This window comes from Pseudomonas sp. GW821-FHT07F05 (assembly GCF_059418765.1).
Map to the genome: position 1 here is coordinate 218,376 of NZ_JBWKQL010000005.1, position 26,642 is coordinate 245,017.

The window sequence follows — 26,642 nt, forward strand, 5'->3', positions numbered from 1 at the left end:
AGCGGCGAGGGTATCGAGCCAGACTGCGGCAGGTGCCAACCAGACCAACGCACCAGTGCCTAAGGCTCACAGATCAGCACTTCAGCGTGTGGCGCTTAATCTCTCTGCGATCCCTCCGGATACTGATAATGCGATTCAGGCATCGAGGGATTAATGGAATGGTCCAAGCAAGCTGATCATTTTCGCAAGCTGATGGGCACTAGCCCTGAGTCCCGTGCCCATCAGCTTGCGAGGCGTTACACACATTTAGCCTCGGGCGGTGTCGCCAAAAAAATCGTCCTTGCCGACCAACCCAAAATCCTCGTGCACAATCCCGTTGTCCTCGCAAAACATGTTCTGGCTACGGCGTTCCTGTTTGAGGCTGGCGATCGTGTGGAAAAAGCACGCCTCGCAGAGATGGACCTCATACCGCTCACCGTCGTGCTTCGTGCCGTACCCCCAGTGGGCTTGCAGCACGGCAAACTGAAGAGTACCGCCCTCTGATCTAGTGGTGAGTAGGCAGACATCGCATACAACGTCTGTGACGGCTTCAATTTCGACTTTACCGGTGATCTTCATCGCATTCTCTCCTTAAGCGCCTGACGACAGTCCGCACACTTCGTTGTTTGTCCTTCTTGAATCGGAGTTGGTGACAAAGATCTTACCCACCAGCTTCACCTGATGCCCTACGTCACAGTATCCGCGCTTGCGGCGTGGGCGGTTCAAGGTCACAGATCACTACTTTAACTCCAGTCGTGCGCCGTAGGCATTGACTGGCTGAGATATCAAAATAGTTTCTCGCTATCTAACAGGCTCGCTAAGCTACCTTTACTCGCAGCTTTATAACGTGGCTGGATAACGCCCCTGCCGGCTCGCATACCCAAGGCCTTGGTGGCAAGCCAGATGGCGTCGATACGGATCATCGCAACAGGTCTCGAAGAAACGTCGCGCAGGCAGCAGCATTTTCAGTTGGCCAGTTCACATTTTGATAGTGCCGAGGGGGTGCTGGATATCAACGCAGGTATTCGATGACGCTAGGTGCAAGCCTGCTTCGGCCAACGGCACGGGTAGCGGAATAAACGCAGGATGCAGCCCTGTGCTTTTCTGCCCCTGCACCCGAATCCATTTGTGAGCGAGGTTTGCGTTGAAACCAATGACTGACGGCGACGCTAGCAATCGAAGCACTAGGTTGGGCGCACTTTTGAACGACCTGGGCTTTGAAGAGCTTGAATAAGAACGGCGTGTTGGCTGCATGAAATACCCGCTTACAAAGCTAGAACTGGTGCCCGCTTAAATTTCATTGCACACCATGTCTGGGTATTGCGAGGCTGGGTAGGTGACTTCGCCGGACGGTTACCCCGAATCGTCGTCCAGTGGACGTTCATTTGACTTTTCTCGCTGCTGATGGCTGTGTCAGAACCAGCCTTCCGTCCACAATCTCCATCACAGAATGGCCGGCCGCCAACGCAGTCCCATAGGCCTGCTGGGTCGCGCTCACCGCAAGCTGCGCAATAAGCGATTCCAGATGGGCGATTTCCTCTTCCGATGAGAGTTTTCACTTCGTAATTCCGCGCAGTGATGCCGATGGCTCTCATCTGCCGATCAATAAGTCACTCGCCCTAGAGGAGTTAAGCTTGCTCCGTAGCTCAGCGACAGCTCGGTCCTCGAACAGCCCAAGGGCGGGATCAACAGCGACCAATCGATAGCGATCAGCCTCAGCCCATCCCTCTAAGTCGTCGTCAATCGCAATCCAATCGGTGACCGCTGAACGGGCTACGTAGCGGATGATCTGGCCGTACCGAGAGGATTGGTCCCACCAGTCCGCGTCCGCCCATCCAGTTCCCATCGAGCTGTGCCAAGTAGCCCCCACGACTCGCTGCTGAATGACAGGGGACAACCGCTTTATTGCTCGGGAAAACCCGATATTCCGAACCCAGCTGGTGCTCAGGACGATCTGAACGCTGGGGAAGTCATGGAGCACCACCTCAAGAAGGCCTGCCCACATGAATAGCTCACCCTCGCCGCGTAGTTTCGGACCCTTGCGGGTTAAGAAAACCGAGTCAGGGTGAAGAACCCCATCAAAATCCAAAAAAAGGATCATCTTCCGCTCCTGTTGAGTCCGATTACCAGCGTAACACCCAGGCACTTCGACGGTGAAATCCTGAGCGACGGCCTGGGCTAACCTAGATGACAAGAGTGGTAGCTAAGAACGTCGCCGAATATATCACGTACATCGAGAGCGTATCGCAGCCATTTGAGCGACGGCAGCAAGCAAAAGTTGTTTGGTATAATATCACTTTATAATAATAATTAACTTTTTTGGCCTAAACTCTTCTGTTTTATAACAAATAGGACTAGGATGCCGACTCTGACCATCTCGGTTCGACACTATAGTTACATTCACAGAAGAGTGCGTTCGTTGCATCATAGTGCGGCCCCGTGCGATAAGAACTACGAGTTAGAGTTACAAAATATCTTCAGCTATCTTGTTTTTTCCATCTTCTCTCCCTGACGAGACATTGCCCTCTCGAATAACCAGGTATCATATTCTTTCTGGAAACAGAACCGAGAACGAAACCTTCAGAGACATTTTCGGCACCACGCCATTCTCCCTGAACATCATCCCCAAGAGGATGGATGACATCGCCTCTAGACTACCCGGCGATAATGATGCCAACATGGAAGAACTATTGGCTTTAAACACCATACTGCCCGTTTACAAGCCTTTTTTGGGTTTAGCTCATCGCAGCGACGGGAGTATGGCTTCGGCAACCCGCCGAATTCCCCGCCGAGAAGTCAGCAATCATCGCATGGCAAAATTTTGCCTCGCCTGCGTACGCGCGGATTTAGTGGAGCAAGGCCACTCATACTGGCACCGAGCACACCATATCCCTGGTATTACCGCATGCTGGCGTCACGGAGAAACACTGCTTCAGGCTTGCCCAGAATGCTCGCATCCTTTTTATAGGAGAAATAAATTGCTTCCCAGCTTGGCAGCAGAATGCGTATGTGGATGGAACCCGCTGCTGTCGAATCTATCTATACCAAGCTCAAAAATCGAACAAGACTTTGCACTGTTCTCAAAAACTTTGCTTGAACGAAATTTGCCAGCGATTAAAAGTGAAGTATTAGCCAGCTGTTATTCCCGCAAAAATAAAGAGCTGGGATACACCGCTGGAAAGCTACAATCTAAAAAGAAGTTACTGATTGGAGTCGAATGTCACTTTGGCGAAGAGTTGCTGGCCAAAATTGACCACGCATACGGCAAAGGAAAACATCACCAGTGGGTCAGAATGACCGCCATCGGCGGCATACTGGATATGCCCATCACTCGACACCTAATTTTGACATTCCATCTGTTCAAAACGGTGGATAACTTTGAAGAGCGCCTTGCACATGAATCGTTGATCTTTCAAAGCGCCCGGAGAAAACCTCGGTCCATGCAGGAAAAAAATACATCATCGGTTAGTAAGCGCAAGCTATATCGTCAGAAAATCACCACAATCCTCAATACTCGCTCATCTGTCGCTCTGGACTACTTGTGGGAAAATGCTTATCAAGCGACTTTATGGTTGGTCGCGAATGATAAGGTTTGGTTGAACGATGCCCTCACCAACGGAGTGGCACAGAAGGCAGTCATCCCCCCTCAACCACATCGTCGTGATGAGGAGTATGCGAACTCAATTTCTAACGGCGTGGTCGATTTGTATCTCATTCGGCCCGGCCAGATCCGGGTGAACATTACCAACATGCGACGACTCACACCGGGTTGGCTGCCTGTTTGTCCCACAGTCCGCAAGCAGCAGTTTCCTCTCGCATCGAATCAGTTAGAACATAATCTGGAATCGTATTGGCATTTCCAGTTACGCCGAGTGTTACTGGTATTATCGGAAATGTCGAAACATAAGCTTCCTCCCAACCACACGGGGCGCACACTAGTATCTTCTATCTCAAGTACTGTATGGGCTGCAGTAATCAGTTACTTCGAGTGGGATGTGGAGAGGATGATTAAAACGCAGGTCAATCCAGACGAGTTACTCATGAGGACGGGGGTGACTCGCCAGTGGGAGGGGCCACCAGGTCCACGTAAGGTAGCCGGAGGGCGTTCATATGTTCCCTTAAAATCGAGGAAACAGCTGGACGTACTCGAAAACTGATTCAGTCAGGCCAGTTCAGCTTCAGAGCAGCCAGTCAGTGCATGAGACTAGCCCATGCGGATGCTTGCCAGCCTGTATAGCCGAGATTTAGTGACCCGCACACCATCCCGCAGCAGCTGATGCTTCGCCCAAGCAAGGCGCCGACTGTGAAATTGCTGGCGACTTTCACAAACCTGGTCTAGCGCCACAGCGCACATCGGTAACTTACCCAATTGCTTTTCAAACCTCGCCACAGCGCCCAACTCCCGACCTATCCTTGATCGATTCACCCACACCGGCTTACTTGGGGAGGAGAAGAGTCTGTTCGCGCAGCTGTGGATCTCAGCAGCCAAGGATGGATCGAGGTTAACGATTACAGAGCTTGGCTTGCGGCCAAATCTTCGCGAGCCGCTCAAGTCGCAGTGCCCTGACAGCCAGTCGTGGTCATTTCTGTACAGCCACGCATAGTCAGCGCAGTCATGAGCGAAACGGTCCTTATATTGGCGGCTAAAGCGCTCCCGGCGAAACTCCAGCGCCCTGTTAAACCTGATCTCTTTCCAGCATTCTACCCCACAGGGGGTCGCACGGATCGTTCGATAGATGGTGGCAAGCGAAACACCACGCTTTCCAGCAATTTCGCCCGCACTCATACCTTTCTGGGCATCCTTCCAAACCAGCCGCCGTAATCCGGAGAGTCTTTCCACGGCAGGGTGTACGTGGAAGGCTAGATCACTGCAAACGCCTATCACCGGCATCGGCGATCGGCCGCCAATTAGCTCCGCCTGAGTTGCGCCAACTGACGGTCTGAGGCCGTCGATCAGTAAGTCGCGGATATCCAGACCGAGAGCGTTCGTGAGAACGATGTACTTCAGCGGGTGATGAGAATGTCTGGGCTTTCTGAGGAGCTTGGTCACCCAAGTAGGAGCTGAACCCTGAGGACGCTCTGCAAGGGTTTGGAACTCCCCGGAGTCGGGGAGGAGGTCGAAATAGGTCTCGATGACTCTGGCCAACTGATCTAACCGCAGCCGATCACCGGGGCTGGCAATACCTGAGTTAGCCGCAGCCCTCAGCATTAAACTGCGGATATTGGTAGGGTCAAGAGGCAGGGCCAAAGCCTGAAGCAGCGTATTTGAGTATCTGGCGAGGTCGAGCAGCGTTGAACGGTTCATCGAGGGTATTTCGAGCGAATATGCGCATGAACCGACAGGGTCATCGTCGGGAAGCATCAGCCGTCTTCTGAATTGGCTGAAAACGCGATGCTCGACAACCCTGAGCGGAACCTCGTGAAACGGGCACATGTAGACGCCCGGTAGCTGATGAATTCGATGCCAGTAAGCCGCTCCCAAATGGGCTTGGTCATTAGCGATGCAATGGGAACAGAACCGGGCACATGACGCATGTTCCAGCCTGCTGGCAATCAACCCCATGCTCAGCTTCAGACCAGCGCCGGTACCAAACTCCATTTGATATCGTGCGTGGTGAAATTGGATTTCAGAGAGGAACGGCTGGTAATACGGCAGTAGTGTGTGCTCGTCAATCATGCGCGCCACTGTTAGCCCAGTCCCATGCGGCAGTGCTTGTTCGAGCTCATTGAGTCGACAAGGGAAAGGCACATTATCCGAAAAGCTCCCCCTCCATGGGGGCAATGCCACCACCTTAGGTGCCCCGCAAAAACCTGAGAGACGAACATATCTAGACAGAACGCTATGCAGCGTCTCGTCAGGAAAAGGCTCAGGAAAGAAATGAAACCGATGTTCCATATCCGACCTCTCTGTCAGCTAATCCCTACAGCGGTAAAGGGGTGAAAACTCGAAAATATCGTTGTTTATCCATCCTGCTTCACGCAGTGCCTCCACCCGGTTCTCGGTATTAACCAACTGCTTGGCCATGGACTGCTGCGTGGGCACGGCTACAACCGAAGGCGCTACCTTTGCCCGTTCAGCCCCAGCTGCGGAAGGTGCATCAGCGACGTGCCGTCCGGCCGAGCGTAAAACCTGCAGGCGGCCAGAGCCTGGACTGAAGTCGAAGTCCATCATACCCGCGATCTGCTCATCTACCGGAAGGAGGTCATCAAACTGAGCCATTCTATTAGGAGAGCCGCTGCGCAGTGCGTCAAGTGCGGGCTTCAGAATCTGCATTTTGGAATCGCTCACAATTCGAATTGCTGCCGCAGTGACGCTTTCCAGCCCACTTTGGATGACATAACGCTGTGTAAGGATCAATAGCTTAACCAGAATGTCGGTAACACCTTGGGTGTGCTCATAAATCACGTCATAGATGTCATCCGTTAGCTCACCTTGCTGCTGACACCATTGGTAGCTCCAGAGGTTTTCGACAAGCATCCGCCATTCATCACCGTCCTTCTCGAACCTCTTGAACTCGATAATCCCGTTGCCACAACAGCGGCGAGCGTTGCGCATAACTCCAGAGAACAGACTCACCATCGAATTGGTACCGATGAAAACAACGGGAATACCAATGTTGTTGACCAGGTGAAGGAAGAAATTGAGAACGCTGTCCTTGCCGCCTGTTTTGGCTGCATGAAGGTTTTGAATTTCGTCGATTAGAAGCGCACCGATAAAGAAGGTACTCGCCACCTGCGCCATCTGCTGCAGCGAGTCGGTGATATTTCTGGCACGAAATCGCCTGTGGTATTCCTCATCACCCAACGCTTTGCCCACTGCAATGAAGAACTCCTGACAGAAGCCTGCCAAGGATCCATCTCTGGGGCAGTCGAGCTTGAGCCACGTAATCTGCGTCTGGACGAACGCGCGACCTTCGAAGCGCTCATGTCGAATGGTTTGAGGATACAGGCTGAGAATGGCCCAGAGCGCCGTAGATTTACCGATGCCGCTTAATCCGACCAAGCTAAACGTCTCTGCGGTAGACCTGAACCCCTCATGGAACCGCGAAGCTCCGGAGAGTGAATGGAGGTGTCTGACCGTTTCGGGAGAGTGAGGGTTGCGGCCGACGTAGCCCCTTCGAATAAGCATCGAAAAAACGGACTCTAGCTCCAGGTGTATCGACATAGGCTGCACGATCGAACGTAGTCGATCTACACAATGAATCCGAACCCAAGGCTCAAGCACAAGCTCTTCAGGCGTAGCATCTCCAGGCAGGTTAGCGATCAGGCCCGCCGCCGCTTCCCAGGACAAAATAGGCGGCAGAGCCTCAATGAGAGGATTGCCTGCGTAGTCAGAGATGACCTGCTTCATGTAGCTGGCAAAGGTAGGAGTGCTCGTCATGGTTTCTTACCTGGCCGAATTCGCTTCAGCATATCGATGATCACAGCACCACGCGCCCCGGCAAAATGCTGGGAATGATCAGTTTTCTCAGGCTCTTGCGCCGCAGCTTTTGTTGGGAGAACGCCGTCGGGGATCTGAGCCGAGGCGCGCTCGCGAACCAGCTCTTCTGATCTTTGCTCGCGAATATTACCTATAGCCTCTGCCTTGGTTCTCGGCGCCGGAGTCTGCTTTTTGTCCAACGTAGCAGTACGAAGCGTTCCCTCAATTTCATCCAACAGAGCAACCCTGCTTTCAATTTCTGCTCTCGCATGTGAAGGCGGCACCTGTCGGTACGCCTCAAGCATGTCGTAAACTTCATCGGATCGATAGTCAGCATATTTCATATCCGACTTTCGTAAATCGCATCTTACGAATTGCTTATTGGCATCCTGTATCCATATGTGGCTTGCCGCCTCGTGAAGATGCCAACACTCTATTGGCCAACTACCTTGATTTCTGGCAATAGCAGTCCAATTGTTTAGAGCCAGATACTCACTCACGTAGTACATACCCCGAAATAAAATACCGCCCTTTCTGACAGACCCGGTTTCTCTAGGGAGTAAATTTAAATAAACAAGCTCCTCACTTTTATTATTATCTCGCATAAAATCATTCTCAGTGGCCCATCTCCAAATAGCGATTGGAGTTGGCTCGACCTGACCATCGATCATCAGTTTTGAAAGTCGAGCAGGTTGCCTGTTGAACTTGTTGTAATGAAGCACGCATTTGATGATTATCTTTGTGAATTCGCGCATGTTCATCGTGGCATCCAAGCGATAATCACGCTCTCCGCGCTCTCTATTACGCGAGGCTACCCCACCTGGCAGCCACCGTATACCGGATAGACTGTTCAGGGTGTTGAATCGACTTTCTACCATGGACTTCCAGTCTGGTCTGAATGGAGGTGCGATACCTATATCAATCCCTAGGCCGGATGAGAGACCTTCCGCCGCTTCACTGAGCATTTCAGCGCGGTCAGCGAACACTTCGTAAGGCATATGGTGGCAGGGCCACTCATCCTCGCTGATGCTGACATCATTCAAGGCGCAAAACTTTTTCTTCGGTGAAAAGGCATTGAAAAGCGCTTGGCGAGCACCATTCCAGCTTGGCCCTTCTAATCCTATGTATAAACCAACAATCATGCCAGAGTAGCTGTCTATCACCACATAGATTATCGGGCGCCCAATGAGCATGTGTCGCGAGTAGCTGTTAACCAAGTAGATGTCGGCAACCGTTGAATCGATTTCAAACTGGTGACATGGTCCCCGCAAATTATCCCTGACGGTGCCTTCCAAGCCGCGACCATCCTTTTGCCATTTTCGATCTCCCATCCTCCCTTTCGCGGTGGTGGTTTCATCAAAGAAATTTTTTCCATGATGGACAAACTGTCGGTAAGAAGGTGTTTCAGATGTAGGCAGCAGCTCCCCCAGGGACTCTGGTTGTTTGGACAGATCTTTGACTTTGTAAAACATAGACAGCATTTTGTCGTAGGCCGCACGCCGTGAAGCAGCTTCGTCGTCTACGAACAGCGCATATCCCGCTTTTATACATTTAAGATCAACGGGTCTTAGTAATTTATATTGATCAACCAGCTCACCTTGGTAAGTGGCTTTGCGCCCCGGCCTTTTTCCCTCCACAAAAACTTTGGGAGTTTTCCCTACCGTCGTATAATCTTTTAAAAGAGTATTTCTGACCTGGCCGTTGATCCAGTATCGGTAAAGCAATCGCAAAATTTTCCTTTTGTACACGCCTAATTCTAAAGCTCGTGTAGCTACTAACGCATCTAGCTCCTTTGGGAAAAATACGTAGCCCGGTATCTCGTGGTTGACTATAGGTGCAATCATCTCCCACTTAGTATCACGGTCTCGTTTCTGCTCAAGGCTGAGCGCTTCTTCTAAAACAAGGATGTACTGAGGCGCTTTTACTTTCGCCAGTTTGATGTCACCTGACTCAGCAGAGCGCCTGAATTCTTCTAAACCAACAAGAAAAGGGGGCTGTGCCAAATTTGATGCGATGTCTATTAAGGCAATTGCATTCTGCTTTCGGTCTATCCACAATATCCGAGATAAAGCACTAATGACGGCATCTCCAGTCACCGGCTCGAAAACGTCATTAATCTGAATGTTCATATTGCTTCTCCAAAACTAGGAGCCAGCATCTGTATCGTGCCCGCGACTTCAAATGGGGGAAGTGGGAGCCCTGTTTGGATAGGTGCAACAGCCAAATCTAGTTTGATTCGCTTTGACCAAATCAAATAATGGTATAGCTTTTTCGCATCACCATAAGGAATATAAAGTCTGGACGCAATCTTTCTTAGCGCGGCATCGGTTCTCCAGCCGTGTCCAGTACACTGTTCTAATCTAATTAAAAATCCATCAACCAAATCAGATTGAAGTAGCGATTTAGGAATATTCGCGAATTTCCTGAGGACTCCTAAATTGTTGATTAGATCGATAGTAAACCGTTCTTCAGTCACAATTGACCATTCCACGCCTTGCGAATTCCAGAACTCTTTTTCGACCTGAAGCTTCTCAACGGTTCTGAGGTCAGTTAAATCTTTAGCATACTTAACCGACCAAGCAACTTGTTTATGGCTTCCATTAGCCTCTCGCACAGTCAGCAGCAAATCCGTTGTCATCACTACCGGCAATGAGGTTCTGGGATATAGCGGGTAGCGAATACCCAAAGTACTGGCGATAGCCTGGGCTTTTCCACGCGGAAGCAGAGGAAACTGCTCCCGAATGTCCACAACCTCTTCCGAAAACTCGGAGGCCAAAAAGGCAGCGTGCTCTAGGTTAGAGAGAAGGTGATGAGTTCGATCGACTTTTACCCCATGGACCTTTCGAGAGTGTCCAAGTGAAGGTACATCCTGCACACGCAACCAAGGCTTATAGCTGATCCCTGCACCGCTTCCGAAGCCATTGGAAATGTGCCGATTGATGTCAGCTTCTGTGGCAAATCTGCGACCGCGCAACTGGACCTCCTGAGCCCCCGCCGCATCGCATACCTTCACCCCAAAAAAATATGCTTAGGAAACTAGTGAGCTCATCCCGAGGAATTGCCCCCAATTCCCAAGCATACTCCCTCAACGCAACGTGACTGCAAATCCGGACAAGCGGCGAATCGTGCAAAAGGAAACCCCCTGAAATCAAGGGGTTGTCCATTGTGACAAACTATGTTGTCGCGAGACAAACTATGTTGTTTTTGGACAAACTATGTTGTTACAAACCACCAGCGCAGTACGCTGTGGATAACTTATTCCACCGTCACGGACTTCGCCAAATTACGCGGTTGATCCACATCCGTACCCTTGAGCACTGCCACGTAATACGAAAGCAGTTGCAGCGGAATCGTGTAAAGGATCGGCGTCAGGGCGTCGAGGATGTGGGGCATGGAAACCACGTGGGTCCCCTCTCCGTTGACCAGCCCGGCCTGTTCGTCAGCGAAGACGATCAGCTCGCCGCCCCGTGCACGCACTTCCTGCAGGTTGGATTTCAGCTTCTCCAGCAGCTCGTTGTTAGGTGCGACGGTGACAACAGGCATGTCACCGTCCACCAGTGCCAAAGGGCCGTGTTTCAGTTCGCCGGCCGGATAGGCTTCGGCGTGGATGTAGGAGATCTCCTTGAGCTTCAACGCCCCTTCCATCGCCACCGGGAATTGCGCGCCACGACCCAGGAACAGGGTGTGATTCTTCTCGGCGAACAGTTCGGCGATTTTCTCCACCGTCGTGTCCATCGCCAGTGCTTCACCCAGGCGGGTCGGCAGGCGGCGCAGCTCTTCAACCAGTTCTGCTTCCACGCCAGCGCCCAGCGTGCCCTTGACCTGACCCAGTGACAGCGTCAACAGCATCAGCGCGACCAGCTGCGTGGTGAACGCCTTGGTCGACGCGACGCCGATTTCGGGGCCAGCCTGAGTGAGCAGGGTCAGATCGGATTCACGCACCAGCGAACTGATGCCTACGTTGCAGATCGCCAGGCTGGCGAGGAAACCCAGTTCCTTGGCATTGCGCAGCGCGGCCAGGGTGTCGGCCGTCTCGCCGGACTGGGAGATCGAAACGAACAGCGTGTCCGGCTGAACCACGACCTTGCGGTAGCGGAATTCGCTGGCCACCTCGACTTGGCAGGGAATGCCGGCCAGGCCTTCGAGCCAGTAACGAGCGACCATGCCGGCGTGATAGCTGGTGCCGCAGGCGACGATTTGCACGTTGCGTACTTTGGCGAACAGCTCCGCCGCTTGCGGTCCGAATGCCTGCACCAGAACCTGCTGCTGACCGAGGCGGCCTTCCAGGGTGCGCTGCACGACTTTTGGCTGCTCGTGGATTTCCTTGAGCATGAAGTGGCGGTACTCGCCTTTGTCCGCTGCTTCTGCGCCCTCGTGGTACTGAACGATCTCACGCTCGACGGGCAAGCCGGATGCGTCCCAGATCTGCACGCTGTCGCGACGGATCTCGGCGATGTCACCCTCTTCCAGGTACATGAAGCGGTCAGTGACCTGACGCAAGGCCAGTTGATCGGAGGCGAGGAAGTTTTCCCCAAGGCCCAGACCCACAACCAGCGGGCTGCCACTGCGAGCAGCAATCAGGCGATCCGGTTGTTGTGCGCTGATGACCGCAAGGCCATACGCGCCGTGCAGTTCCTTGACCGTAGCCTTCAGAGCCGCAGCCAGATCGGGCGTGTCCTGCAGTTTATGGTGCAGCAGGTGGACAATGACCTCCGTGTCCGTGTCAGACGTGAACACATAACCCAAGCCCTTCAAGCGCTCGCGAAGCGGCTCATGGTTTTCGATGATGCCGTTGTGCACCACCGCCAGTTGCTCGTTGGAAAAATGCGGGTGAGCGTTGCGCTCCAACGGTGCGCCATGGGTCGCCCAACGGGTGTGGGCGATGCCGAGGCGGCCTGTGACAGGTTCGCCAGCGAGCGCCCGCTCCAGTTCGCTGACCTTGCCGACCCGACGACAACGCTCAAGCACGCCGGCGTTGTTGAATAACGCCACGCCAGCGCTGTCGTAGCCGCGGTATTCCAGGCGCTTGAGGCCCTCCAGCAGGATGGCAGTGACATTCCGTTCAGCAACAGCGCCGACAATTCCACACATGGTTCTTCTCCTAGGAAACAGCAGCGCAAATCAAGGTTACGCCGCGAGCCTGAATTTGTTCGCGTGCCTCTTGAGGCAGGCGGTCATCGGTAATGAGGGTATGGACGCTGCTCCAGGGCAGCTCCAGATTGGGAATCTTGCGACCGACCTTGTCGGCCTCGACCATCACGATCACTTCCCGGGCAACTTCGGCCATCACCCGGCTGAGCCCAAGAAGCTCGTTGAATGTGGTTGTACCGCGGGTCAGATCAATGCCGTCGGCGCCGATGAACAGCTGATCAAAGTCGTAGGAACGCAGCACCTGCTCCGCCACCTGACCCTGAAACGACTCTGAATGCGGGTCCCACGTGCCGCCGGTCATCAGCAGGACCGGTTCGTGCTCCAGTTCACCCAGCGCGTTGGCGACATGCAGGGAATTGGTCATTACCACGAGACCCGGCTGCAAACCCAGCTCCGGAATCATTGCGGCCGTGGTACTGCCGCTGTCGATGATGATCCGTGCGTGTTCCCGGATGCGGGCAACAGCAGCGCGGGCAATGGCTTGTTTGAACCTGGAAACCGGCTGGCCGGGTTCGCCGATCAATTCTTGGGGCATGGGGATGGCGCCGCCATAACGACGAAGCAGCAACCCATTGCTTTCGAGCGCAGCCAGATCCTTACGGACCGTCACCTCGGAGGTTTCGAAGCGTTTGGCCAACTCGTCCACGCTTACCTCCCCCTGCTCGTTGAGCAGAGCAAGAATGTTGTGGCGGCGTTGAGGCGTATTACGTTTCGACATGATTGGCTTAAGTTTCGTTTCGAAAGTTAACGAACGCAATGAAAGCTCATCGAAAGATATACGTCAAGGGGGAGTTGGATTTTTGGGGAGGATGGTTAAGCAATTTTGTAGAAGGGTTGTTGTTTAGCGACTCGGGATCAGCTGCCTGCCTGGCAAGCAGCCGATGTGACCGGTGGATAACTTAGTCTTTCTTGATTTTCACGGGTCGTTTCCAGCCTTCGATGTTGCGTTGGCGCGCACGGGCAACCGCAAGTTGTTCGGCCGGCACATCCTGACTGATGGTAGAGCCAGCGGCAGTGCTAGCGCCTGACGCGATATGCACAGGGGCGACAAGCGAGTTGTTCGAGCCGATGAACACGTCTTCGCCCATCACCGTCTTATGCTTGTTCGCGCCATCGTAGTTACAGGTGATGGTGCCAGCGCCAATGTTGGTGCGCGCACCGATCACTGCGTCACCCAAATAGGTCAGATGGCCTGCCTTGGCGCCCTCGCCCAGATGAGCATTCTTCAATTCGACGAAGTTACCCACATGGGCACGGGCGTCGAGCACGCTGCCCGGGCGCAAACGAGCAAAAGGTCCTGCATCCGCGCCTTCGCCAACGATCGCCCCTTCAAGGTGACTGTTCGCCTTGATGATTGCGCCCTTGCGCAAGGTGCTGTCCTTGATCACGCAGTTCGGCCCGATGGAGACGTCGTCTTCGATGACGACTCGCCCCTCAAGGATGACGTTCACGTCGATCATCACGTCGCGGCCAACAGTAACGTCGCCACGAACGTCGAAACGCGCCGGGTCGCGCAACGTGACACCCAGCGCCATGAGTCGGCGAGCCTCCCGCTGCTGGTAATGACGCTCGAGCTCGGCAAGCTGTTTACGGTCATTGGCGCCCTGCACTTCCATGGCGTCGTCGGGCTGAGCAGTCGCGACCACGAGGCCATCATTGACGGCCATGGCAATAACGTCAGTCAGGTAATACTCACCCTGGGCGTTTTTATTGGAGAGGCGGCCCAGCCAGTCCGCAAGGCACTTGCCCGGTACCGCGAGGATTCCGGTGTTACCTTCCTTGATAGCCTTCTGCTCTTCAGTTGCATCCTTGTGCTCGACGATAGCGCTGACGCGATGCTGCACGTCACGGACGATGCGGCCATAACCGGTCGGGTCTTCCAGCGTGACAGTCAGCAGACCCAACTGCTGATCATTTACCAGCGCGAGGAGGCGGTGCAGGGTCTCTACTTGTATGAGCGGGACGTCGCCGTAAAGAATGAGTACCGTCTCGGCTGTCAGCGCTGGCAACGCCTGAGCAACGGCGTGGCCAGTGCCCAATTGTTTGTCTTGGAGCACGAAATTCAGATCATCGCTCGCCAATTGCTCTCGGACCTGCTCTGCTCCATGGCCTATGACCACGTGAATGCCCTGGGGCGAAAGCTGGCGTGCGCTGTGAATAACATGGCCGAGCATCGATTTACCGGCTACAGGATGCAAGACCTTGGGCAGAGCGGAACGCATGCGAGTGCCCTGACCCGCGGCGAGAATGACGATATCGAGAGACATGAAGGGATTCCAGACGAGCAGGCCACATTAGCCGGGCTGATGATTCAGGCGAGAAGCCGAAAAAAGAAAAAGGGTAGCCGAGGCTACCCTTTTACTCAATCGCGCAACGGGTCGCCGGGGTTAGCCGCCGAACTTCTTGCGAATTTGCTGGACGGTGCGCAGCTGAGCTGCGGCCTCCGCCAGACGTGCAGCAGCAGCTCCGTAATCGAAATCTGCGCCTTTTTCATTCAGAGCACGCTCGGCAGCCTTGACGGCTTCCTGAGCTGAGGCTTCGTCCAGATCTGCAGCGCGTTGCACGGTATCGGCAAGCACTTTGACCATGTTCGGTTGAACCTCAAGGAAACCACCGGAGATGTAAAACACCTCGGCTTCGCCACCCTGCTTGATCAGGCGGATCGGACCTGGCTTCAGATCGGTGATCAACGGTGCGTGACCTGGAGCAATACCGATATCACCCAGGTTACCGTGTGCAATCACCATCTCGACCAGACCGGAGAAAATCTCTCCTTCCGCGCTGACGATATCGCAATGGACTGTCATAGCCATTTGCATGCCTCAACCTGATTAGCGCCCGTTGCCGGGCGCCTGGATTACAGTTTCTTGGCTTTCTCGATCGCTTCTTCGATGCCGCCGACCATGTAGAACGCCTGTTCAGGCAGATGGTCGTAGTCACCGGCGAGGATGCCTTTGAAGCCAGCAATGGTGTCTTTCAGGGAAACGTATTTACCCGAGGCACCGGTGAAGACTTCAGCCACGAAGAACGGCTGCGACAGGAAGCGCTGAATCTTACGAGCGCGGGATACCAACTGCTTGTCGGTTTCCGACAGCTCGTCCATACCCAGGATCGCGATGATGTCTTTCAGCTCTTTGTAACGCTGCAGAACATACTGAACACCGCGAGCGGTGTCGTAGTGGTCCTGACCGATCACGTTTGGGTCCAGCTGGCGCGAAGTCGAGTCCAGTGGATCGACCGCTGGGTAGATACCCAGGGAAGCGATGTCACGGGACAGAACGACGGTGGCGTCCAGGTGAGCAAACGTTGTGGCTGGCGATGGGTCGGTCAAGTCGTCCGCCGGTACGTATACCGCCTGGATCGAAGTGATCGAGCCTTCCTTGGTCGAAGTGATGCGCTCTTGCAGCACGCCCATCTCTTCAGCCAGCGTCGGCTGGTAACCTACTGCAGAAGGCATACGGCCCAGCAGTGCGGATACTTCAGTACCGGCCAGTGTGTAACGGTAAATGTTGTCGACGAACAACAGAACGTCGTTACCTTCGTCACGGAACTTCTCAGCCATGGTCAGGCCAGTCAGGGCGACGCGCAGACGGTTACCCGGCGGCTCGTTCATCTGACCGTAGACCAGCGCTACTTTGTCCAGAACGTTGGAGTCCTTCATCTCGTGGTAGAAGTCGTTACCCTCACGGGTACGCTCGCCCACACCGGCGAACACGGAATAACCGCTGTGCTCGATGGCGATGTTACGGATCAGTTCCATCATGTTTACGGTCTTGCCGACACCGGCACCACCGAACAGACCGACTTTACCGCCCTTGGCAAACGGGCAAACCAGGTCGATGACCTTGATGCCGGTTTCCAGGAGGTCGTTGCCGCCAGCCTGATCAGCGAACGAAGGTGCAGGACGGTGAATGCCCCAGCGCTCTTCGGTTTCGATCGGGCCCGCTTCGTCAATCGGGTTGCCCAGTACGTCCATGATCCGGCCCAGCGTCGCTTTACCGACTGGTACGGAGATGGCTGCGCCGCTGTCGATAACGTCCAGACCGCGCTTCAAGCCTTCGGTGGAACCCATCGCAATGGTACGAACTACGCCGTCGCCCAGCTGTTGCTGAACTTCCAGAGTAGTTTCCGCGCCTTGTACTTTCAGCGCGTTGTAGATGCTCGGTACGCTGTCGCGTGGAAATTCCACGTCGATCACGGCGCCGATGATTTGAACGATACGTCCGCTACTCATTAGCTGGATCCTCTGAATATTTGAACCGTTAAACCGCGGCAGCGCCGCCGACGATTTCCGAGATCTCTTGGGTGATCGCTGCCTGACGCGCCTTGTTGTAGATCAGCTGCAAATCGCTGATCAGGTCACCGGCGTTGTCGGTGGCGTTCTTCATCGCGATCATCCGCGCAGCCTGTTCAGCCGCGTTGTTCTCGACCACCGCCTGATAGACCTGCGACTCCACATAACGGACCATCAAGCCGTCCAGCAGCTCTTTGGCGTCGGGTTCGTACAGGTAATCCCAGTGGTGCTTGAGTTCTTGATCCTGGGTCGCGACCAACGGAATCAACTGCTCGACCGTTGGTTGCTGAGTCATGGTGTTGATGAATTTGTTGGACACCACGGACAGGCGATCAATACGGCCCTCCAGGTAGGCATCCAGCATCACCTTGACGCTGCCGATCAAATCGTTGATCGACGGCTCTTCGCCCAAGTGACTGATCGCAGCGACGACGTTACCGCCGAAGTTGCGGAAAAACGCCGCACCTTTGCTGCCGACCACGCACAGATCGATCTCTACGCCGTTTTCACGGTTCTTCGCCATGTCCTTGACCAAAGCCTTGAACAGGTTGGTATTCAAGCCACCACACAGACCACGGTCACTGCTCACCACGACGTAACCGACGCGCTTTACTTCGCGTTCGATCATGAAGGGATGACGGTATTCCGGGTTAGCGTTGGCGAGATGACCAATCACCTGGCGGATGCGCTCCGCGTAAGGACGGCTAGCAGCCATGCGCATTTGAGCCTTGCGCATTTTACTGACCGCCACTTTTTCCATGGCGCTGGTGATCTTTTGCGTGCTTTTGATGCTCGCAATCTTGCTGCGAATCTCTTTTGCGCCTGCCATGTAACACCTATCAGGTTAGCAAGCGGGAGCCTCGCGACTCCCGCTGCGGCTTACCAGGTTTGGGTGGCCTTGAACTTCTCGATGCCGGCTTTCAGGCCAGAATCGATTTCGTCATTGAAGTCACCCTTCACGTTGATCTTCGCCATCAAATCGGCGTGATCTCGGTTGAAGTAAGCAATCAGCGCTTGTTCAAAGCTGCCAACCTTGGCGATTTCGACGTCAGTCAGGAACCCACGCTCAGCGGCATACAGCGACAGCGACATGTCAGCGATCGACATTGGCGCATATTGCTTCTGCTTCATCAGCTCGGTAACGCGCTGACCATGTTCAAGTTGCTTACGGGTCGCTTCGTCCAGGTCAGAGGCGAACTGGGCAAACGCTGCCAGTTCACGGTACTGAGCCAGAGCGGTACGGATACCACCGGAGAGCTTCTTGATGATCTTGGTCTGAGCAGCACCACCCACACGGGATACCGAAACACCGGCGTTCACTGCCGGGCGAATGCCGGAGTTGAACATGGCCGATTCCAGGAAGATCTGACCGTCAGTGATGGAAATCACGTTGGTCGGAACGAACGCGGAAACGTCGCCAGCCTGGGTTTCGATGATCGGCAATGCGGTCAGGGAGCCGGTTTTGCCGGTCACTGCGCCATTGGTGAACTTCTCTACGTACTCTTCCGAAACGCGGGATGCACGCTCCAGCAGACGGGAGTGGAGATAGAACACGTCGCCTGGGTAAGCTTCACGGCCTGGTGGACGACGCAGCAGCAGGGAAATCTGGCGATAAGCCACAGCCTGCTTGGACAGATCGTCATAGACAATCAGTGCGTCTTCACCGCGGTCGCGGAAGTATTCGCCCATGGTACAACCGGCATACGGAGCCAGGAATTGCAGCGCAGGCGATTCCGAAGCACTGGCCGCCACGATGATCGTGTTGGCCAGAGCGCCGTTTTCTTCCAGTTTGCGAACAACGTTGGCGATGGTCGATTGCTTCTGACCGATTGCAACGTAGACGCAGAAAATACCGCTGTTTTTCTGGTTGATGATCGCGTCGATCGCCAGAGCGGTTTTACCGATCTGACGGTCACCGATGATCAGCTCGCGCTGGCCACGGCCGACAGGGATCATCGCGTCGACAGCCTTGTAGCCAGTCTGTACAGGCTGGTCTACCGACTTACGCCAGATCACGCCTGGAGCAACTTTCTCGACCGCGTCGGTCTCGGTGTTGTTCAGCGGACCTTTGCCGTCGACAGGGTTACCCAGTGCGTCGACTACGCGACCCAGGAGTTCCTTACCAACCGGAACTTCGAGGATGCGGCCTGTGCACTTGGCACTCATGCCTTCAGCCAGAGAGGTGTAAGCGCCCAGTACGACAGCACCCACGGAGTCTTGCTCCAGGTTCAGTGCCATACCGTAAACGCCGCCCGGGAACTCGATCATTTCGCCGTACATAGCGTCGGCGAGACCGTGAATCCGCACGATACCGTCAGACACGCTGACGACTGTGCCTTCGTTTCGGGCTTGGGAGGCAACATCGAGGTTCTCGATGCGGCCCTTGATGATTTCACTTATTTCGGAAGGATTGAGTTGCTGCATTGCTCTGCTGCCCCTTCAAACTCAAGATTTCAATGCTTCGGCTAGTTGCGCGAGTTTGCCGCGAACTGAGCCATCGATAACCAGGTCGCCGGCGCGGATGATGACACCACCTATCAGGGCGGCATCCTCCGCAGCGTGCAGGCGCACTTCCCGGCCGAGCCGTGCACTGAGAACCTTGGCGAGTTTGTCTTGCTGTTCTTGGTTCAATGCAAAAGCACTGGTCACATCCACATCTACCGATTTTTCCTGCTCGGCCTTGTAAAGCTCGAACAGTTCGGAGATCTCCGGCAGAAGCTGGAGACGGTCGTTTTCAGCAACGACGTGAATGAAATTCTGTGCCTTGGCATCGAACTTGTCGCCGCACACTTCAATAAAAGTGGCGGCCTTGTCTGCGCTCGTCAGTCGCGGGGCCTTGAGCATGCGCTGCATCGTGTCGTCTTGCGACACTGCAGCAGCCAGGCCGAGCATGGCTGACCAATTGGCCAGTTGCTGGTGCGCCTGTGCATGCTCGAAGGCTGCCTTAGCGTAAGGTCGGGCCAACGTGGTCAGTTCTGCCATGATCGCCCTCGCTTAAATTTCAGCAGCCAGTTTGTTTACCAGCTCCGCGTGCGCGTTTTGATCGATTGTGGCACCCAGGATCTTCTCTGCGCCGTTGACTGCCAGGCTACCCAATTGGGCGCGCAGCGCGTCTTTGACGCCGTTCAGTTCCTGTTCGATCTCGGCCTGAGCCTGAGCCTTGATGCGGTCAGCTTCAACGCGAGCCTGTTCACGGGCTTCGTCGACAATCTGGGTACCGCGTTTCTTGGCTTGCTCAATGATCTCAGCTGCCTGAGCCTTAGCTTCGCGCAGTTGCTGACCCACTTTGTCTTGGGCCAGCTCCAGGTCGCGAGCTGCTCGTGTAGCAGCGTCCAGTCCATCCGCAATCTTCTTCTGACGTTCGTGCAAAGCCGCGATGACCGGAGGCCACACGAACTTCATGCAGAACAGCACAAAAATGAAGAACGCAACGGACTGGCCAATCAGGGTTGCATTAATGTTCACGCCAACACCTCGCTCGTTCGTTGTCCATCACACCAATCAACTCGAAAATTCGAGTGATCAGCCAGCGAGTTGACCAACGAAGGGGTTCGCAAAAGTGAAGAACAGAGCGATACCAACACCGATCATGGTCACGGCGTCGAGCAGACCAGCCACGATGAACATTTTAACTTGCAGCATTGGAACCATTTCCGGTTGACGCGCAGCGCCTTCCAGGAACTTACCGCCCAGCAGGCCGAAACCGATTGCAGTACCCAGTGCGCCCAGGCCGATCAGCAGTGCAACAGCGATAGCAGTTAGACCAACTACAGTTTCCATCTTTCCTCCCGACTTTTACGTCGTATTGGTTAGGTTTTCTTAGATTAAAGCGGTAAAGCAAAATCGTTTCTTACATCAAGCCCTCGCGGGCACCCCCTCACCTAAGCGAGGGGATCATCAGACTCGCCAGGCGGGTCTCAATGGTTATCTTCGTGAGCCATCGACAGATAGACGATGGTCAGCATCATGAAGATGAACGCTTGCAGGGTGATGATCAGGATGTGGAACACAGCCCACGCCCATTGCAGGACCACGCCCAGACCGCTAAGCCACAGCAGGCCGCTGCCGAACATGACCGCGATCAGAATGAACACCAGTTCACCCGCGTACATGTTGCCGAACAGTCGCAGTGCCAGGGAGATCGGCTTGGCCACCAGAGTCACGAATTCAAGCAGGAAGTTCACCGGAATCAACAGCGCCTGAACGAAAATGTTCTTGCTGCCGAACGGGTGCAGGGTCAATTCGCCGATGAAGCCGCCGATACCCTTGATTTTGATACTGTAGAAAATGATCAGGGCAAACACGGACAGTGCCATACCCAGCGTCGCGTTCGGATCGGTGGTCGATACGGCGCGGAAAGGAATGTGGTGATCACCGGTGATCATGATCGCCAATTGCGGGATCCAGTCGACGGGAATCAAGTCGACGGCGTTCATGAGGAACACCCAGGCGAAGATGGTCAATGCCAGAGGAGCGATCACGGCGCTACGGCCATGGAAGCTGTCCCGGACGCTGCCGTCGACGAACTCTACGAGCACTTCAACGAAGTTCTGCAACGCGCCCGGCTGACCGGAAGTCGCCTTTTTTGCGGCCATGCGGAAGATGAGGACGAAGATCAGACCCAGTGCGACCGACCAGCCGAGGGTATCGACGTGGAAAGCCCAAAAGCCCATTTCTTTTGCTTCCGCTGCGGAATGCGCGAAGCCCCAACTGCCGTCAGGCAAATGACCAAAGGTCAAGTTCTGCAAGTGGTGCTGGATATAGCCCGAAGCTGTTTGCTCTGCCATGGTTGCCTCAAACGCCCTAAGGTCTCGAAAGTCTTGTTCTCAGTAGCAGGGGCGCAAACCAACTGACCAGTTGGGTCAGTATGAAAACGCCAAAAACCGCCAGCGGAGCCAGCGGCTTTACTCCTGCAAACGTCAGTGCAAAGAGCACTGCCGTAAAAATCAACTTGCCTGCCTCGCCGGCGTAGAACGACCGAACGATAGCCTGCGCTGCCCTGGCCCCGGAGTACCGGAATGCCTTATGAGCAAAATACACATTCGGCAGCCAGGCTATCAGGCCACCGCAAAGCCCCGAATACCCGGCTACAACGCCGTGCCACTGCCAAAGCGCCAGCGCTGCCCCCAAGAGGACAATCAACTGAGCCAGCAAGATCGGGAAAACAGCCAGGCGATGGAATGGCAGGCGGTTTGGCGTGCGTGTCTCCATCACATGGGCTCCTCGTGAGCCGGCCGCCAAAATCAACAACTTGGCATAAATTGTGCCGACAAAATGCGCGCAGAGTATAGGGGCGGTTCAGCCCCTATTCAACTGCCAGGTAGTGATTTCCGACTACGCGCTACGCATGATTTGTTTCAGCGAATGTGAGCGAGCACACCCTGCAGCTCATCCAGCGAGTTATAACGGATGACCAACTGACCTTTGCCCTTCTGTCCATGGCGGATTTGCACCGCGGAGCCCAGCCGCTCGGCCAGGCGCTGCTCCAGGCGAGTGATATCAGGATCGGCCTTCACAGGTTCCGCAGCCTCCTGTTTGCCGCTCAGCCACTGGCGAACCAGTGCTTCAGTCTGGCGCACGGTCAAACCGCGTGCGACAACATGTCGCGCCCCTTCAACCTGCTGATCTTCGGGCAGTCCCAACAACGCACGGGCATGGCCCATTTCCAGATCTCCATGGGAGAGCATGGTCTTGATCACTTCCGGCAATGCGATCAGTCGCAGCAAATTGGCGACGCTGACTCGGGACTTGCCCACCGCCTCGGCAACTTGCTGCTGGGTCAGCTGAAATTCCTGCTGCAGACGCTGCAGGGCAATCGCCTCCTCGATCGGATTCAGGTCTTCGCGCTGGATGTTCTCAATCAACGCCATCGCGATGGCCGCTTCATCGGGCACATCACGCACCATGGCAGGAATCGACTCGATCCCGGCCTGCTGGCTGGCGCGCCACCGGCGTTCACCGGCGATGATCTCGAAGCGGTTGTCGGCAATCGGGCGGACCACGATCGGCTGCATAACCCCTTGCGCCTTGATCGAGTTAGCCAGTTCTTCCAGCGCCTGGGGATCCATATCACGACGCGGCTGGTATTTACCTCGTTGAATCAGGTCCAGCGGAATGTGTTGAAGCTCGCGCTCACTCGCCTTCACCGCCTGTTCTTCCAGTGCGGTGACGGTGGGGCTGCTCAGCAGTGCGTCCAGCCCACGTCCGAGTCCACGTTTCTTGACGGCCATGGAATTTCCTTAAGTGGGCTGAGCCGCGGTGCGACTGCCGCGACGTTGGCGACGGACCATTTCGCCCGCAAGCGCCAGGTAAGCCAGCGCGCCGCGAGAAGTCTTGTCGTACGCCAATGCCGGCATACCGAAGCTAGGCGCCTCGGCCAGACGAATATTGCGCGGAATAACGGTGTCGTACAGCTGCTCGCCAAAATGTTCTTTGAGCTGCGCCGAAACATCGTTGATCAGGCTAAGCCGCGGGTCGTACATGGTCCGCAGCAAGCCTTCGATCTTAAGTTGAGGATTGAGCAGTTCACCGATGCGCTTGATGTTATCCACAAGGTCGCTCAAACCTTCGAGCGCAAAGTATTCGCACTGCATGGGGATAATCACGCCGTCGGCCGCGACCAGCGCGTTGAGCGTCAGCATCGACAAAGATGGAGGGCAGTCGATGAGAATGTAATCGTAGTTCTCGCGGATGGGTGCCAGTGCTGCTCGCAGACGCGATTCCTTCATCTGCATTTCCAGCAGGACCACCTCGGCAGCGGTCAGATCGCGGTTTGCCGGTAGCAGCTGATAACCGCCGTGCTCAGAAAAGTGCATGGCCTGATTCAGGTCGCACTCGCCGATCAGCAAGTCGTAAACCGAATGCTCAAGCCCGTGCTTATCCACACCACTGCCCATGGTGGCATTGCCTTGCGGATCGAGATCGATCAACAGCACCCGACGCTTGGTTGCCACCAGCGAAGCCGCGAGGTTGATGCAGGTTGTGGTTTTACCCACACCCCCTTTTTGGTTCGCTATCGCGAATACCTTAGCCATTCTTGCGTGTGTTCCCTGTCATGCCGTGCGGCGCAGTATCAGCAGATGCCGTTGACCTTGGCAACCGGGTACGGCCAAGGCTTGCGCGCTTTCCAGATGAAAATCTGCGGGCAATGCTACCAGTTCATCCACTGGATGCAGACCCTTCATTGCCAACCAGCGTGTTTCGCCGTCACCCATGTGCCGAGTCCACTGGGTAAAGTCTTCCAAACTGCTGAAGGCGCGGGAGATGATGCCGTTGAACGGCAGCGCGGGCTGGAATGCTTCGGCACGGCTGTGGATAACTTCGAGGTTGGTGAGCGCAAGCTCGAGTTTGACCTGTGTCAGAAACCGGGTCTTCTTGCCGTTGCTGTCCAGCACCGTGACTTTCATCTCCGGAAACAGGATGGCCAGCGGAATGCCGGGCATCCCGCCGCCGCTGCCGACATCCAGCTGACGCTCACCCTCGATAAAACGCACCACGCTCAAGCTGTCCAGCAGATGGCGAGACACCATCTCATCCGGATCACGAACGGCAGTCAGGTTGTAGGCCTTGTTCCACTTGATCAGCAAAGCCAGATACGCCAGCAACTGACGGTGTTGGCTCTCGCTCAACTCGACGCCTAGCTCTCGAGCGCCAAGGGTCAGTTCTTCTGCATGCTGCGGGGTAACCATCGAACTCAAGCGCTTTGCTCCAACTGACGGCCCGCGCCGCGTTTTTTCAAATGAATCATCAGCAGAGAAATCGCCGCTGGCGTGACGCCGGGAATCCTCGAGGCCTGGCCCAGCGTCTCCGGACGAGTTACCCCCAGCTTGCTCTGGATTTCCTTGGACAGACCGGAAATCCCGGTGTAATCGATATCCGCAGGGAGCCGGGTGTTTTCGCTGGCCCGCAGACGAGTGATCTCGTCTTGCTGACGGTCGATGTAACCGGCGTACTTGGTCTTGATTTCGACTTGTTCAGCGACCTGCGGGTCAGGCGAGCCGTTACCGGTCAGCGCAACCAGACTGGTGTAGTCCACTTCGGGACGGCTCAGCAGATTCAGCAGATTGTATTCGTGGGTCAACGGGGTACCAAAGTGAGCCGAGACTGCGTCGCCCTGCTCGGTACCCGGACGAATCCAGGTGGATTTCAGACGCTGTTCTTCCAACTCGATGCCTTCACGCTTGGCACAGAACACCGCCCAGCGGGCATCGTCGACCAAGCCGAGCGCCCGACCTCGTTCGGTCAAACGCAAGTCCGCATTGTCTTCCCGCAAAATCAAGCGGTACTCGGCACGCGAGGTGAACATCCGGTACGGCTCCTGGGTGCCCAGCGTAATCAGGTCATCCACCAACACGCCGATGTATGCCTCATCGCGACGCGGACACCAGCTGTCCTTGCCTTGAGCCCGAAGCGCTGCGTTGGCGCCCGCGAGTAAACCTTGGGCACCGGCCTCTTCGTAACCGGTTGTGCCGTTGATCTGTCCTGCGAAAAACAACCCACCGATAACCTTGGTTTCCAGGCTGTACTTCAGGTCACGCGGATCGAAGTAGTCGTACTCGATGGCATAGCCAGGCCGCACGATGTGGGCGTTTTCCATTCCACGGATAGACCGAACGATCTGCAGTTGGACGTCAAACGGCAGCGAGGTCGATATACCGTTTGGATAAAGCTCATGGGTCGTCAAACCTTCCGGTTCGATAAACACCTGATGGCTTTCCTTGTCGGCAAAACGATGGATCTTGTCTTCAATCGACGGGCAATAACGCGGCCCGACCCCTTCGATTTCCCCGGCAGCGGAGTACATCGGCGACCGATCAAGATTGGCCGCGATGATTTCGTGGGTCCGAGCGTTGGTGTGGGTAATCCAGCAGCTGACCTGGCTCGGGTGCTGAGCCTTGGAACCCATGAACGACATCACGGGAATCGGCGTATCCCCCGGTTGTTCAGTCATCACCGAGAAATCCACAGATCGGCCATCGATGCGCGGAGGTGTTCCCGTTTTCAGGCGGCCCACTCTCAGCGGTAGTTCACGCAGCCTGCGTGCAAGCGCAATGGACGGCGGATCACCGGCGCGGCCGCCCGAATAGTTCTGCAGACCGATGTGGATAAGCCCGCCCAGAAAGGTACCGGTGGTGAGAACCACAGAGTCCGCCAGAAAACGCAGGCCCATCTGGGTAACGACGCCGCGCACCTGGTCCTGCTCGACGATCAGGTCGTCGCATGCCTGCTGGAATATCCACAGGTTCGGCTGGTTTTCGATTATTTCTCTGACCGCTGCCTTGTACAGCACGCGGTCCGCCTGGGCACGGGTCGCCCGGACTGCTGGGCCTTTACGGCTGTTGAGCACGCGAAACTGGATGCCGCTTTTGTCAGTGGCCGTTGCCATCGCACCGCCCAGTGCATCGATCTCTTTGACCAGATGACTTTTACCGATGCCACCAATGGCCGGGTTGCAACTCATTTGGCCGAGGGTTTCCACGTTGTGCGTAAGCAGCAGGGTGGTAGCACCCATACGTGCGGACGCCAGTGCTGCCTCGGTACCGGCATGACCGCCGCCGATGACGATCACTTGAAAACGGGAAGGGAAATCCACCACGCACCTCGTGCCTGTTATTTGGGGGAATAGGAATGGCGGCAAGTATAGGGACTTACCCCCCCTTAAGAAACCCGTTGCGCAAAATCTAACCAGCTGTGGATGAATGGCGGTTATAGAAATTAAAAAGAAAGAAATTTATAAGATCTTTGTTTTTATGTTTATTTCTACTGAGCCACATTTCTGTGGATAACGCTCTGAAAGCC

Annotated in this window: 23 protein-coding genes; 1 reads left to right on the forward strand and 22 read right to left on the reverse strand. The window is 55.1% G+C overall.

Annotated elements, in window-relative coordinates; all coding sequences use genetic code 11:
- Nucleotides 1–246: 246 nt before the first annotated feature.
- Entirely contained in the window at nt 247–558 is a 312-nt protein-coding gene (locus tag AC07RO_RS13835) for a hypothetical protein (RefSeq protein WP_495086289.1), read from the reverse strand.
- A 1,012-nt stretch (nt 559–1,570) separates the two neighbouring features.
- Entirely contained in the window at nt 1,571–2,080 is a 510-nt protein-coding gene (locus tag AC07RO_RS13840; RefSeq protein ID WP_495086290.1) for an HAD domain-containing protein, read from the reverse strand.
- 385 nt (nt 2,081–2,465) lie between these two features.
- Here AC07RO_RS13840 and AC07RO_RS13845 point away from each other — a divergent pair, with 385 nt between their 5' ends.
- On the forward strand, nt 2,466–4,136 hold the full coding sequence (locus tag AC07RO_RS13845; protein ID WP_495086291.1) for a TniQ family protein: 1,671 nt from the start codon (nt 2,466–2,468) through the stop codon (nt 4,134–4,136).
- A gap of 47 nt (nt 4,137–4,183) precedes the next feature.
- Here AC07RO_RS13845 and AC07RO_RS13850 read toward each other — a convergent pair whose 3' ends face one another.
- The 20 genes from AC07RO_RS13850 to mnmG all read right to left on the reverse strand — a co-directional run bounded on the left by AC07RO_RS13850 (nt 4,184) and on the right by mnmG (nt 26,436).
- Nucleotides 4,184–5,875 (reverse strand): TnsD family Tn7-like transposition protein, encoded by a 1,692-nt coding sequence (locus AC07RO_RS13850; protein WP_495086292.1) that lies wholly within the window; start codon nt 5,873–5,875, stop codon nt 4,184–4,186.
- Between the two features lie 18 nt (nt 5,876–5,893).
- Nucleotides 5,894–7,360: an ATP-binding protein gene (locus AC07RO_RS13855; RefSeq protein ID WP_495086293.1), complete on the reverse strand. Its 1,467-nt coding sequence runs from the start codon at nt 7,358–7,360 to the stop codon at nt 5,894–5,896.
- Nucleotides 7,357–9,528 (reverse strand): TnsB C-terminal domain-containing protein, encoded by a 2,172-nt coding sequence (locus tag AC07RO_RS13860; protein ID WP_495086294.1) that lies wholly within the window; start codon nt 9,526–9,528, stop codon nt 7,357–7,359. Before AC07RO_RS13860 ends, AC07RO_RS13855 begins: the two co-directional genes overlap by 4 nt.
- Nucleotides 9,525–10,373: a TnsA endonuclease N-terminal domain-containing protein gene (locus AC07RO_RS13865; protein WP_495086295.1), complete on the reverse strand. Its 849-nt coding sequence runs from the start codon at nt 10,371–10,373 to the stop codon at nt 9,525–9,527. The genes AC07RO_RS13860 and AC07RO_RS13865 overlap by 4 nt, the downstream gene beginning before the upstream one ends.
- Nucleotides 10,374–10,654: 281 nt before the next feature.
- Nucleotides 10,655–12,490 (reverse strand): glutamine--fructose-6-phosphate transaminase (isomerizing), encoded by a 1,836-nt coding sequence (gene glmS / locus AC07RO_RS13870; protein WP_495086296.1) that lies wholly within the window; start codon nt 12,488–12,490, stop codon nt 10,655–10,657.
- 10 nt (nt 12,491–12,500) lie between these two features.
- Nucleotides 12,501–13,271 carry a DeoR/GlpR family DNA-binding transcription regulator gene (locus tag AC07RO_RS13875; RefSeq protein WP_206079319.1) on the reverse strand — a complete coding sequence of 257 codons (771 nt, stop codon included), beginning with the start codon at nt 13,269–13,271 and terminating at the stop codon, nt 12,501–12,503.
- Nucleotides 13,272–13,449: 178 nt separating this feature from the next.
- Nucleotides 13,450–14,817, reverse strand: a complete 1,368-nt coding sequence (glmU, locus tag AC07RO_RS13880) for a bifunctional UDP-N-acetylglucosamine diphosphorylase/glucosamine-1-phosphate N-acetyltransferase GlmU (RefSeq protein WP_495086297.1) — start codon at nt 14,815–14,817, stop codon at nt 13,450–13,452.
- Nucleotides 14,818–14,937: 120 nt separating this feature from the next.
- Nucleotides 14,938–15,363, reverse strand: a complete 426-nt coding sequence (locus tag AC07RO_RS13885) for a F0F1 ATP synthase subunit epsilon (RefSeq protein WP_133774003.1) — start codon at nt 15,361–15,363, stop codon at nt 14,938–14,940.
- A gap of 44 nt (nt 15,364–15,407) precedes the next feature.
- A complete protein-coding gene (gene atpD, locus AC07RO_RS13890; protein ID WP_037016914.1) occupies nt 15,408–16,784 on the reverse strand; it encodes a F0F1 ATP synthase subunit beta in 1,377 nt (458 codons plus the stop codon).
- 28 nt (nt 16,785–16,812) lie between these two features.
- Nucleotides 16,813–17,673 carry a F0F1 ATP synthase subunit gamma gene (atpG, locus tag AC07RO_RS13895; RefSeq protein WP_037016916.1) on the reverse strand — a complete coding sequence of 287 codons (861 nt, stop codon included), beginning with the start codon at nt 17,671–17,673 and terminating at the stop codon, nt 16,813–16,815.
- A gap of 50 nt (nt 17,674–17,723) precedes the next feature.
- Nucleotides 17,724–19,268: a F0F1 ATP synthase subunit alpha gene (atpA, locus tag AC07RO_RS13900; protein ID WP_065988057.1), complete on the reverse strand. Its 1,545-nt coding sequence runs from the start codon at nt 19,266–19,268 to the stop codon at nt 17,724–17,726.
- Nucleotides 19,269–19,289: 21 nt separating this feature from the next.
- On the reverse strand, nt 19,290–19,826 hold the full coding sequence (locus AC07RO_RS13905; protein ID WP_037016920.1) for a F0F1 ATP synthase subunit delta: 537 nt from the start codon (nt 19,824–19,826) through the stop codon (nt 19,290–19,292).
- A 12-nt stretch (nt 19,827–19,838) separates the two neighbouring features.
- Nucleotides 19,839–20,309, reverse strand: coding sequence for a F0F1 ATP synthase subunit B (locus AC07RO_RS13910; RefSeq protein WP_065988056.1), 471 nt, complete (start codon nt 20,307–20,309; stop codon nt 19,839–19,841).
- Between the two features lie 57 nt (nt 20,310–20,366).
- On the reverse strand, nt 20,367–20,624 hold the full coding sequence (atpE, locus tag AC07RO_RS13915; RefSeq protein WP_002555987.1) for a F0F1 ATP synthase subunit C: 258 nt from the start codon (nt 20,622–20,624) through the stop codon (nt 20,367–20,369).
- 137 nt (nt 20,625–20,761) lie between these two features.
- A complete protein-coding gene (gene atpB, locus AC07RO_RS13920; protein WP_074886103.1) occupies nt 20,762–21,631 on the reverse strand; it encodes a F0F1 ATP synthase subunit A in 870 nt (289 codons plus the stop codon).
- A gap of 16 nt (nt 21,632–21,647) precedes the next feature.
- Nucleotides 21,648–22,055 carry a F0F1 ATP synthase subunit I gene (locus AC07RO_RS13925; RefSeq protein WP_172610187.1) on the reverse strand — a complete coding sequence of 136 codons (408 nt, stop codon included), beginning with the start codon at nt 22,053–22,055 and terminating at the stop codon, nt 21,648–21,650.
- A 146-nt stretch (nt 22,056–22,201) separates the two neighbouring features.
- Nucleotides 22,202–23,074, reverse strand: coding sequence for a ParB/RepB/Spo0J family partition protein (locus tag AC07RO_RS13930; protein ID WP_282365441.1), 873 nt, complete (start codon nt 23,072–23,074; stop codon nt 22,202–22,204).
- A 9-nt stretch (nt 23,075–23,083) separates the two neighbouring features.
- Nucleotides 23,084–23,878 (reverse strand): ParA family protein, encoded by a 795-nt coding sequence (locus tag AC07RO_RS13935; RefSeq protein ID WP_192174386.1) that lies wholly within the window; start codon nt 23,876–23,878, stop codon nt 23,084–23,086.
- Between the two features lie 18 nt (nt 23,879–23,896).
- Complete coding sequence (gene rsmG, locus AC07RO_RS13940; RefSeq protein WP_495086343.1) at nt 23,897–24,532, reverse strand: 16S rRNA (guanine(527)-N(7))-methyltransferase RsmG; 636 nt, start codon at nt 24,530–24,532, stop codon at nt 23,897–23,899.
- 5 nt (nt 24,533–24,537) lie between these two features.
- On the reverse strand, nt 24,538–26,436 hold the full coding sequence (mnmG, locus tag AC07RO_RS13945) for a tRNA uridine-5-carboxymethylaminomethyl(34) synthesis enzyme MnmG (RefSeq protein WP_495086298.1): 1,899 nt from the start codon (nt 26,434–26,436) through the stop codon (nt 24,538–24,540).
- Nucleotides 26,437–26,642: the final 206 nt, after the last annotated feature.

Excerpts from the sequence above, each read along its gene's own strand:
- AC07RO_RS13835 (WP_495086289.1), bottom strand. The coding sequence starts at position 558 with ATGAAGATCACCGGTAAAGTCGAAATTGAAGCCGTCACAGACGTTGTA.
- AC07RO_RS13840 (WP_495086290.1), bottom strand. The coding sequence starts at position 2,080 with ATGATCCTTTTTTTGGATTTTGATGGGGTTCTTCACCCTGACTCGGTT.
- AC07RO_RS13850 (WP_495086292.1), bottom strand. The coding sequence starts at position 5,875 with ATGGAACATCGGTTTCATTTCTTTCCTGAGCCTTTTCCTGACGAGACG.
- AC07RO_RS13855 (WP_495086293.1), bottom strand. The coding sequence starts at position 7,360 with ATGACGAGCACTCCTACCTTTGCCAGCTACATGAAGCAGGTCATCTCT.
- AC07RO_RS13860 (WP_495086294.1), bottom strand. The coding sequence starts at position 9,528 with ATGAACATTCAGATTAATGACGTTTTCGAGCCGGTGACTGGAGATGCC.
- glmS (WP_495086296.1), bottom strand. The coding sequence starts at position 12,490 with ATGTGTGGAATTGTCGGCGCTGTTGCTGAACGGAATGTCACTGCCATC.
- glmU (WP_495086297.1), bottom strand. The coding sequence starts at position 14,817 with ATGTCTCTCGATATCGTCATTCTCGCCGCGGGTCAGGGCACTCGCATG.
- AC07RO_RS13885 (WP_133774003.1), bottom strand. The coding sequence starts at position 15,363 with ATGGCTATGACAGTCCATTGCGATATCGTCAGCGCGGAAGGAGAGATT.
- atpD (WP_037016914.1), bottom strand. The coding sequence starts at position 16,784 with ATGAGTAGCGGACGTATCGTTCAAATCATCGGCGCCGTGATCGACGTG.
- atpG (WP_037016916.1), bottom strand. The coding sequence starts at position 17,673 with ATGGCAGGCGCAAAAGAGATTCGCAGCAAGATTGCGAGCATCAAAAGC.
- atpA (WP_065988057.1), bottom strand. The coding sequence starts at position 19,268 with ATGCAGCAACTCAATCCTTCCGAAATAAGTGAAATCATCAAGGGCCGC.
- AC07RO_RS13905 (WP_037016920.1), bottom strand. The coding sequence starts at position 19,826 with ATGGCAGAACTGACCACGTTGGCCCGACCTTACGCTAAGGCAGCCTTC.
- atpE (WP_002555987.1), bottom strand. The coding sequence starts at position 20,624 with ATGGAAACTGTAGTTGGTCTAACTGCTATCGCTGTTGCACTGCTGATC.
- atpB (WP_074886103.1), bottom strand. The coding sequence starts at position 21,631 with ATGGCAGAGCAAACAGCTTCGGGCTATATCCAGCACCACTTGCAGAAC.
- AC07RO_RS13925 (WP_172610187.1), bottom strand. The coding sequence starts at position 22,055 with ATGGAGACACGCACGCCAAACCGCCTGCCATTCCATCGCCTGGCTGTT.
- AC07RO_RS13930 (WP_282365441.1), bottom strand. The coding sequence starts at position 23,074 with ATGGCCGTCAAGAAACGTGGACTCGGACGTGGGCTGGACGCACTGCTG.
- AC07RO_RS13935 (WP_192174386.1), bottom strand. The coding sequence starts at position 23,878 with ATGGCTAAGGTATTCGCGATAGCGAACCAAAAAGGGGGTGTGGGTAAA.
- rsmG (WP_495086343.1), bottom strand. The coding sequence starts at position 24,532 with ATGGTTACCCCGCAGCATGCAGAAGAACTGACCCTTGGCGCTCGAGAG.